Annotated in this window: 9 protein-coding genes; 4 read left to right on the top strand and 5 right to left on the bottom strand. The window is 47.6% G+C overall.

What is annotated here, in order from left to right; genetic code table 11:
• Positions 1-40: 40 nt before the first annotated feature.
• Both NAV32_RS17425 and NAV32_RS17420 read right to left on the bottom strand, forming a co-directional pair.
• On the bottom strand, positions 41-346 hold the full coding sequence (locus NAV32_RS17425) for a HigA family addiction module antitoxin (protein ID WP_256054039.1): 306 nt from the start codon (positions 344-346) through the stop codon (positions 41-43).
• A 12-nt stretch (positions 347-358) separates the two neighbouring features.
• Complete coding sequence (locus NAV32_RS17420; protein WP_256054038.1) at positions 359-637, bottom strand: type II toxin-antitoxin system RelE/ParE family toxin; 279 nt, start codon at positions 635-637, stop codon at positions 359-361.
• Between the two features lie 243 nt (positions 638-880).
• Between NAV32_RS17420 and NAV32_RS17415 the strand changes: the two genes are divergently transcribed.
• From NAV32_RS17415 to NAV32_RS17400, 4 genes are read left to right on the top strand one after another with little or no spacing between them, the layout of a single operon-like run.
• Positions 881-1,210: a hypothetical protein gene (locus tag NAV32_RS17415; protein WP_256054037.1), complete on the top strand. Its 330-nt coding sequence runs from the start codon at positions 881-883 to the stop codon at positions 1,208-1,210.
• A gap of 38 nt (positions 1,211-1,248) precedes the next feature.
• Positions 1,249-1,815, top strand: coding sequence for a hypothetical protein (locus tag NAV32_RS17410; RefSeq protein WP_256054036.1), 567 nt, complete (start codon positions 1,249-1,251; stop codon positions 1,813-1,815).
• Positions 1,812-2,309 carry an ImmA/IrrE family metallo-endopeptidase gene (locus NAV32_RS17405; protein ID WP_256054035.1) on the top strand — a complete coding sequence of 166 codons (498 nt, stop codon included), beginning with the start codon at positions 1,812-1,814 and terminating at the stop codon, positions 2,307-2,309. Before NAV32_RS17410 ends, NAV32_RS17405 begins: the two co-directional genes overlap by 4 nt.
• Positions 2,309-3,436 (top strand): beta family protein, encoded by a 1,128-nt coding sequence (locus tag NAV32_RS17400; protein ID WP_256054034.1) that lies wholly within the window; start codon positions 2,309-2,311, stop codon positions 3,434-3,436. The genes NAV32_RS17405 and NAV32_RS17400 overlap by 1 nt, the downstream gene beginning before the upstream one ends.
• Here the strand turns inward: NAV32_RS17400 and NAV32_RS17395 are convergent, their stop codons facing one another.
• The 3 genes from NAV32_RS17395 to NAV32_RS17385 form a co-directional block, all read right to left on the bottom strand.
• Positions 3,437-4,090 (bottom strand): sce7726 family protein, encoded by a 654-nt coding sequence (locus NAV32_RS17395; RefSeq protein ID WP_256054033.1) that lies wholly within the window; start codon positions 4,088-4,090, stop codon positions 3,437-3,439.
• A gap of 245 nt (positions 4,091-4,335) precedes the next feature.
• Entirely contained in the window at positions 4,336-4,935 is a 600-nt protein-coding gene (locus NAV32_RS17390; RefSeq protein ID WP_256054041.1) for a putative adenosine monophosphate-protein transferase Fic, read from the bottom strand.
• Positions 4,935-5,132 carry a YhfG family protein gene (locus NAV32_RS17385; RefSeq protein WP_272890330.1) on the bottom strand — a complete coding sequence of 66 codons (198 nt, stop codon included), beginning with the start codon at positions 5,130-5,132 and terminating at the stop codon, positions 4,935-4,937. Before NAV32_RS17385 ends, NAV32_RS17390 begins: the two co-directional genes overlap by 1 nt.
• Between the last annotated feature and the right edge of the window lie 173 nt (positions 5,133-5,305).

Below are 5,305 nucleotides of genomic sequence, written 5' to 3'. Positions count from 1 at the left end.
GGGCCGATGACTACGGAGTGACTACAGCATGTCCACACCGTCAGCCAACCGCTCGAAGCGGCTCGATTTCATGCTCGATCTCTTCGCCGTTTGCCGCATAGGTCGTCGCCAATGCGTAGTCGGACTGCAAGTTCATCCAGAACTGGGCTGATGTATCGAAGTAGCGGCCCAAACGGATAGCTGTATCAGCCGTGATTCCACGACGCTCGCGCACAATGTCATTGATGGTCGGTGCCGATACGTGCAGTGCACGCGCAAGCGCAGCGGGAGTAATCCCCAGCGGCTCCAGAAACTCTTCGCGCAACACTTCACCAGGGTGAACGGGGCGCATGCCGTTAATTGCCATGTAGCCACCTCCTCAGTGGTAGTCGACGATTTCGACTTGCGTGGGGCCTGCGTCTGTCCAAACAAAGCAGATCCGCCACTGGTCATTGATCCTGATGCTATGTTGCCCGGCTCGGTTGCCCTGCAACGGTTCCAATCGGTTACCCGGTGGAGAGCGCAGGTCTCGAAGCTCCGTTGCTGCATTAAGCATCGCGAGCTTTCTTGTCGCGACGTTCAGGATGTTCCCCCATCGCCGGGAGCTTCCTGACTCTAACAACGCTCGGGTTTCGTCGCATCTGAAACTCAGAATCACGCTTTAGATGGGTAAACATCAAGCGAGGACGAGCGCGGGTCGGCGCAGGCGAGATAGAAATTCTCGCCACGGTCTTCCCTAGCTATAGGTGGTGGTTGCTTACTGGCGAAGTGCTACCGGACAATGGCCAAACGAGCCCCGACTACGACGAGGCCAACCGAAACTTGGCCAATCCAAACGCGGGATAGCGATCACTCAGAAAGTAGCTAGGCGCTGGTACGCCCGAAGAAATGGAGAACACCAATGAAACGGATTTTGCTGGCACTAGCCCTAGTCTCAACTTCTGCCCTCGCAGAAGAATCCAAACCCATTGGCACCCAAGTCGGGGACGCAATGCGGCCAGCTGCCGAAGCTTACAGCAACACCATGACTCGCCTAATCAACGAGCTCTTCACTGGCTCCAAAGGCCCCATGGGCGAAGCCGCCCGCGCCAACCTCAAAGCCCAAGATCAACGCGAGCGCGAAGCCAATCGCGGAGTTCGGCGCACCATGAAGGAATGCATCAAACCTGGAAACGTCATTGATGAGGACGTAAAAGAATGTATGGATGGGCTGCGCAATAAAGAATGGTAAGGAATAAGCGGCGCTATCAAAGAGATCAAGGGATTTATATGCGAAAGCTAATCGTGCGGATTGGAATATTGGTTTTTTTCACTTTTAGTGGCTCGGCTGTTTATGGTGAAAATATTTCTGAGAAGGCCTCTGTACAAATCCATGACGGCATGGACTTGTACAGAGTGATCCAAGATGCGGTTAACGCCGGAATCTCTGAAGATGAAAAAAGCTCGGAAATTTTGGAGCTAAAGTTTCAGTTGCAAGCGGACAAAATAGCGAAGCTAGAACGTGAAGTTGAGTGGCTCAAAGGTAAGCCAGAAAGCAATACAGCCTCAACAGTGCTTGCCGCCGCCTCAGTCATCATTACTGCACTTGGTGTATTGATAGCGATACTGTCTATTTTGGGTTATAGCAATATCAAAAAAGAGGCTGTAAAGACATCTAGAGATACAGCGAAAGAAACCGTGAATTCCATAGCAGGGGTAGAGCTTATGGACGCCACTGAAAAGAATATTATAGTGCTTATGGAGAATGGGCGCTTTGATGAAATAATACAAAATGCAGTGGCCAGCATTACCTATCGTGGAATTGACGATATTGCAAGTGAGGGGGAGGTTAAATGAGAGTATCGCGAGAATGGTCTCTAATTACCCCAGAGCAAAGGGAAATAATCAGCAGGCATCAAAGTGGTTTTCCTGTGGCAGTAGGCGCAATAGCTAAAGATTTCGGAATAAAAGTGCTGAAATCTACTATGCCTGGCCCCATCTCGGGAGAAATTCGAGAAACGGATGGAGTGGTTACTATCAAGGTTAATCGTCACGATGTGAAAGAACGTCAGCGCTTTACGATCGCGCACGAAATAGCGCACTTTCTTCTACATAGAGATCGTATTGCGGGCGGTATTACCGATGATGTTTTATACAGGTCAAGGCTGTCTGATGAGTTAGAAAGAGAAGCTAACAGATTGGCTGCTGACATAATTTTGCCAGTACACTTGATAGATAATTTTATTCAGACGAACGCTCACCTAAAGTCTGAAGAAAGGCAACGAAAAATCGCAGATGATGCGCAAGTCTCTCTGGCGGCAGCGAAAATTCGTTCGGGAGTGTCTCTCTAATGCAGAATATTTTTATTCCTTGGAGTTATATTCCGATCCTTGCGATAAGTCCGGCTGAAATGACAGCCTTAGAACAGCTGCCAAGCAAAGACATAGATAAACTACTTCCGCTTTTTGCATTAAAGGGATGGGTTTCCGCTAACAAGCTGGAAAGCACTCTAAAAAGAATTGAGAAGTCAATCGGGAATAGAAAGTGGATTGCGGATATTGAGGCAAGCTTCCTATCTAAAAATAAAACCTTCCTGTTTACAGGCAAATATCCTGATAAAGAAATATTTAGAGAGATTCAGGCTTTGCTCGACCCCTCTGGAGGCTACGATAAGTGGTGTAGTTTTATCGAGGCGCATGACAATGCGGTGCCTTGCTTACGTCATGAACAAAGGATAGGGTTTGAAGAACAAGTTACTAGGCTCTCCTCTCTCAATCGGGGTGTGGTGCTTAGAATACGGCCCGAAGAAAGCAATTTAAGCAAGCATGCGCAAATTTTAGAGGTTCTGCGCAGGCATGACGTTAAGAATATATTGTTTCTCTATGACCTTGGTACCGTGGATATAAACTTCTCTGAGCGCATTGTCATGCTCAATAAATTTATTGCTGAAGCTAACAATTCGCTATCGGAGGCGGCTTTTTCAGTTAGCGCTTCGTCTTTCCCTAACGGTTTTTCAGGACAATTGAAAGGAGAGAATTCTATTTATGAGCGCCTGCTATACAATAAATTGGAGGCGTCAGGAATTGCATGGCCCCTAATATATTCGGATAGAGGAAGTGCGCGCGCGGAAAAACAAAATGGAGGCGCTGGAACCCCACCGCCAAGAATTGATTATCCGCTGAAGAAAGACTGGAAGTTTGTACGACGGGAAATTGATGACGATACCCCAGGCTCCAAAGAAAGAAGAAAGAAAGCTTACGTGGAGATGGCTAAAGAGGTCGTTGATTCCGACTACTGGATTCCTACTTTACGTCTGTGGGGGACGCAGCAAATTGAGCTTACCGCTTTGGGCGAAAGTTTTTCCATAGATAGTGCTCAAAAGTCCACTGCTGTTAGGATCAATATACATCTATTCAATCAGCTGTATTATAACGAGGACACAACATCAATCGATACTGATGAGGAGTGGATTGACTAGCTATTGTGCGGCCATATATAAAGAGTGGGGGCTTAGTAAGGGAACGTCATGAGGTGTAATTTCGTCTTTAGCTAACGCTGTACTTAGAAATCGATTAGAAGCCAGCTGGAACCTATTGTAAAGACCATCTATAAGAGCTAGCTTGATTTTCTCTTTTGATACCCGATTGATTCTAGATAGGACTTCTTGTTTTAGTTCGTAAATGGCTAGATCGGAATGCTGAATGTTTTGATATTTCGCTAAAATCCTTATCTCTCTCCTTGTCATTAATTCAATATAGCTCCTTTTGTCAATATTTTTAATTATTTTTCCTCTGCGAATTACTTTGATATGCCCATCGTCTACCTCCCATATTTCAACTTCATTTTCGGTAATGCCAACCGCGGTTTCAGTGAATTTCTTTGCGACGACCAATATTATCTTATCGAAGTATCTTCTATACCCTGAAATTTGACCTGAAAGACGGTAAAGAGTGTCTTTTTCACTTTTTATCTCGATGGCGACAATTTGGTTGTTAGTCAGGTATCCAAGATCCACTCGCCTTTCTTTGCCCGCTAGGTTCATTTCATTGAAAACCAACGATGTTTTATTGATGGCTCCTAATTTAAGTAACTTATTTAGTACTAGTGCTTTAATTTCTATCTCAGTGGACATGATTTTCTAGATGCGTGAGCAATAGTGGAAAAATTAAAAGTAGAGCAGGAAGTTTTATTGTGTAATTTTCCCCGGACGCAGCATAGCGTCAAGGGGTGACTACATGAAGCAATTTCTCAGTAAGGCAGTAGTTTAGCCGGCAAGGACTGCGCCTAGGGAGCAGTGTTTATGGGGCCTTAGACTCAGCAAGGCGCTACGTCAGTGATTCATAAACCTGTGCTCAAACTCGCCAGAGAGGCATCCATTCAGATAGGTATCTGGCCACCAATGCACCTGTCGAAAATGCTGATCAATGCTGAATAGTCGCAGACCACCGCATCAATGTTGGCTTGAATCCATTCCCCTTCGTCAACGGCCCACCAGCTAATCTCATAGCCGGCGTTCACGATGATGTGTTCGAACAAAATACGCTGAGCACGGCCGTTGCCTTCGCGAAAGGGGTGGATGACATTGAGATCGCCAAAATACTCAGCGACGGCGCTCACCAAGGCGACACGCTCAAGCCCCTCAAGCCAGCGAACCTGAGCTAGAGCACGAAAAAGCTTTTCGGCTTCCGGCTCTATCCGGTTGACGTTGCAGAAGTGGGTACCACCTTTGGAGATGTCGACTGTGCGGATCTGACCTGCCCAGTCATAAAGATCTTTGAAGAGATGCTGATGAACACGCTTCAGGTAAGCGAGATCATAAGGAGGGAGATCGAAATCAATTTCACTGGCAGCGATGACTGAAAGGTCGTGTTCTGCCTGACTGAGTGCGGCATCGTCGTGAATACCAAGGCGATTGCGCAGAACGGCAGTGCCTGGATAGCAGTATGGATCTTGGCCGACGCCGTATTTATCCAGAATCAAGCCTGCCGGTAGTTATTCAACACAGATTCGCGCGTGGGTAGTTTGCGCTTAGCATCGGCAGGCGCAACATCGTAGCCCTCAAGCCGAAGGCTGGCGGCATAGTTGGACTGGCGGGTTTTGGCGCAGTAGGCCTTTTTGGCTTGCAGGCTTGGGGTTGTCACAGTCGCAGCCTCGGTTGATTTGTACCACTCCATTGTAGCCGATCCTCGTGCGTTACTCACCCAGCACTAAGGCCGCTGATAGCTCGCGGAAACTGGCTGACTACATCTGCCCTTTTTTCTGAAAAGCTCTGTTGAGGTCAGGTGCATGGCCTGCTGAAAGCCCCGTTCTATGGGCCACACTGGCGTAGGGAGGGCTGGCGGTGGTG

Origin of the sequence: Stutzerimonas stutzeri (assembly GCF_024448695.1) — a bacterium.
GTDB classification, from domain to species: domain Bacteria; phylum Pseudomonadota; class Gammaproteobacteria; order Pseudomonadales; family Pseudomonadaceae; genus Stutzerimonas; species Stutzerimonas stutzeri_T.
This window is presented reverse-complemented; position numbering and strand designations above follow the sequence as displayed.

What these genes read in the sequence shown, in the direction of transcription:
- NAV32_RS17400 (WP_256054034.1), top strand. Translation starts at nt 2,309, where the DNA reads ATGCAGAATATTTTTATTCCTTGGAGTTATATTCCGATCCTTGCGATA.
- NAV32_RS17405 (WP_256054035.1), top strand. Translation starts at nt 1,812, where the DNA reads ATGAGAGTATCGCGAGAATGGTCTCTAATTACCCCAGAGCAAAGGGAA.
- NAV32_RS17425 (WP_256054039.1), bottom strand. Translation starts at nt 346, where the DNA reads ATGGCAATTAACGGCATGCGCCCCGTTCACCCTGGTGAAGTGTTGCGC.
- NAV32_RS17385 (WP_272890330.1), bottom strand. Translation starts at nt 5,132, where the DNA reads ATGGAGTGGTACAAATCAACCGAGGCTGCGACTGTGACAACCCCAAGC.
- NAV32_RS17410 (WP_256054036.1), top strand. Translation starts at nt 1,249, where the DNA reads ATGCGAAAGCTAATCGTGCGGATTGGAATATTGGTTTTTTTCACTTTT.
- NAV32_RS17395 (WP_256054033.1), bottom strand. Translation starts at nt 4,090, where the DNA reads ATGTCCACTGAGATAGAAATTAAAGCACTAGTACTAAATAAGTTACTT.
- NAV32_RS17415 (WP_256054037.1), top strand. Translation starts at nt 881, where the DNA reads ATGAAACGGATTTTGCTGGCACTAGCCCTAGTCTCAACTTCTGCCCTC.